2 protein-coding genes are annotated in these 2,365 nt (G+C 68.2%); both read left to right on the top strand.

Going from position 1 to position 2,365, the window contains the following annotated elements; all coding sequences use genetic code 11:
• The first annotated feature begins 152 nt into the window (after window positions 1-152).
• Window positions 153-1,607, top strand: coding sequence for a DNA-directed DNA polymerase II small subunit (locus tag ACFR9S_RS01440; RefSeq protein ID WP_379817877.1), 1,455 nt, complete (start codon window positions 153-155; stop codon window positions 1,605-1,607).
• Window positions 1,608-1,667: 60 nt separating this feature from the next.
• Window positions 1,668-2,348: a uracil phosphoribosyltransferase gene (upp, locus tag ACFR9S_RS01445; protein ID WP_379731972.1), complete on the top strand. Its 681-nt coding sequence runs from the start codon at window positions 1,668-1,670 to the stop codon at window positions 2,346-2,348.
• The last annotated feature ends 17 nt before the right edge of the window (window positions 2,349-2,365 follow it).

The following is a 2,365-nucleotide window of genomic DNA, read 5'->3' on the forward strand; positions in this document are numbered from 1 at the left end:
ACGCGTTCGTCGTCACGGTCGAGCACGCCCGCGAGGCGCTCGACAGCGCGCTGCTCGACCCCGCCCCCGAGAGCGAGGCGACTCCCGACGAACCCACCCCGCCGGAGGCCAGCGAGGGCGCCCCCGACCTCGCCGAACAGGCGCCGACGGACATGAATGCCGGGAACGACCCGACGCCCGCGGACGAACTGCTCACGGGCGAGGACGGAAGCGGCGATCCCGACGTTTCGACTGGAGCCAAAAATTCTGAAAATCGGCAGACTGAATCCGTATCCGGAGTCGAAACGGAGGGGTCAGCGGGCGCGAGTGCGGGCGAAGGGGGAGCAGCAGACGACGGCGGGACGACCGCCGACGCCGAGAGCCAGCCACCGACGACCGCCGACGCGATCGGCGACCGCTCGCCGCCGGCCCCCGACATCCGCAACGACGTGACCGGCCGATCGACGGGCACCGGCGAGTACGAGGAGTTCGTCGGGACGTTCCAGGACCGCTACGAGCGGCTCTCGGGGCTGCTCCGCCGGCGCGTGAACCACCGGCCCGCGGAGGCGATCCAGTCGATGCCCGGCGGCAGCGAGGCGGAGATGATCGGCCTCGTCGACGACATCCGCTCGACCGCCTCGGGCCACTGGATCGTCGAACTGGAGGACACCACGGGAACGTTCCCCTGCCTGATCATGAAGGACCGGGCCTTTGCACCGCTCGTCGACGACCTGCTGCTCGACGAGTGTCTCGCGGTGCAGGGGACGCTGGCCGACGACGGGGGGATCCTGTTCGTCGACTCGCTGCACTTCCCCGACGTGCCCCGGACCCACAAGCCCAACACCGCCGACCGCCACGTGCAGGCGGCGCTGATCTCCGACGTCCACGTCGGGAGTCAGGAGTTCGCACAGGAGGCGTGGGACCGCTTCGCCGACTGGCTCCACACCCCCGAAGCGGAGGCCGTGGAGTACCTCCTGATCGGCGGCGACATGGTCGAGGGCGTCGGCGTCTACCCGGATCAGGACGAGGAGTTGGACGTCGTCGATATCTACGAGCAGTACGAGGCGTTCTCGGAGCAGCTCAAGAAGGTGCCCGGCGACATGGAGATCGTGATGATCCCCGGGAACCACGACGCGGTCCGGCTCGCGGAGCCACAGCCCGCCTTTACGGAGGAACTCCGCGACATCATGAGCGCCCACGACGCGCGGTTCACGGGCAACCCCTCCACCGTCACCGTCGAGGGCGTCTCGGTGCTGATGTACCACGGCGTCTCGCTGGACGAGGTGATCGCCGAACTCCCCGAGGAGAAAGCCAGCTACGACCACCCGCACAAGGCGATGTACCAGCTCCTCAAGAAACGGCACGTCGCCCCGCAGTACGGCGGTCACACCCGCGTCGCCCCCGAGGAGAAGGACTACCTCGTGATCGACGAGGTGCCGGACGTGTTCCACACCGGCCACGTCCACAAGCTCGGCTGGGGGAAGTACCACAACGTGCTCGCCGTCAACTCGGGCTGCTGGCAGGAGCAGACCGCGTTCCAGAAGTCGGTCAACATCGACCCCGACTACGGCCACGCGCCGATCCTCGATCTGGACACGCTCGACATGACGGTGCGGAAGTTCGTGTAGGCCACACACGGAGGAACTGAACCGCCCGCGTTTATGCCGCTCGCGACCCCACAGCCGACAATGCCCATCGAGGACCGCGACCAGGCCAAGCTGGTCACGCACGCGCTGGCGAAGGACACGCTGTCACAGATCCGGGACGTAGAGACCGAGCAGGTCGGCTTCCGCAAAGGACTCGTCAAACTCGGCCGGATCTGCGGCTACGAGATCATCGACGGCGCGATGGAGACGGAGTACGTCCCCGTCGAGACGCCGCTGACGGAGACCACCGGCGAGCGCGTCAAGGGGCTTGACGACGTAGTGATCATCAACGTCCTCCGGGCGGCGACGCCCTTCGTCGAGGGGCTGCTCAAGGCGTTCCCCCGCGCGAAGCAGGGAGTCATCTCCGCCGGCCGCGACGAGGAGGCCGGGATGGGCGAGGACGGCACGTTCCCCATCAGCGTCGACTACAAGAAGCTGCCCGAGATCACCGCCGACGACACGGTCGTCGTCGCCGACCCGATGCTCGCGACGGGGTCGACGATGTGTACCGTGCTGGAGCACGTCCTCGACGCCGCCGTCGAGGGGCCCGAGGACCTGTTCGTGCTCTCGGCGGTGTCGGCGCCGGAGGGACTCGTCCGCGTCGACGAGGCGTTCCCGGAGGCCGACCTGCTGACCGTCTCGATCGACGACGGGCTCAACGACGAGGGGTTCATCGTCCCCGGGCTCGGCGACGCCGGGGATCGGTCGTTCCGGACGAACTGAGCGAGGGAGGCAAACGT

Source organism: Halolamina salina, assembly GCF_042678005.1.
In the GTDB taxonomy this organism is placed as follows: domain Archaea; phylum Halobacteriota; class Halobacteria; order Halobacteriales; family Haloferacaceae; genus Halolamina; species Halolamina salina.

Coding starts and splice junctions, on each gene's coding strand:
- ACFR9S_RS01440 (WP_379817877.1), top strand. CDS start 153: ATGAATGCCGGGAACGACCCGACGCCCGCGGACGAACTGCTCACGGGC.
- upp (WP_379731972.1), top strand. CDS start 1,668: ATGCCCATCGAGGACCGCGACCAGGCCAAGCTGGTCACGCACGCGCTG.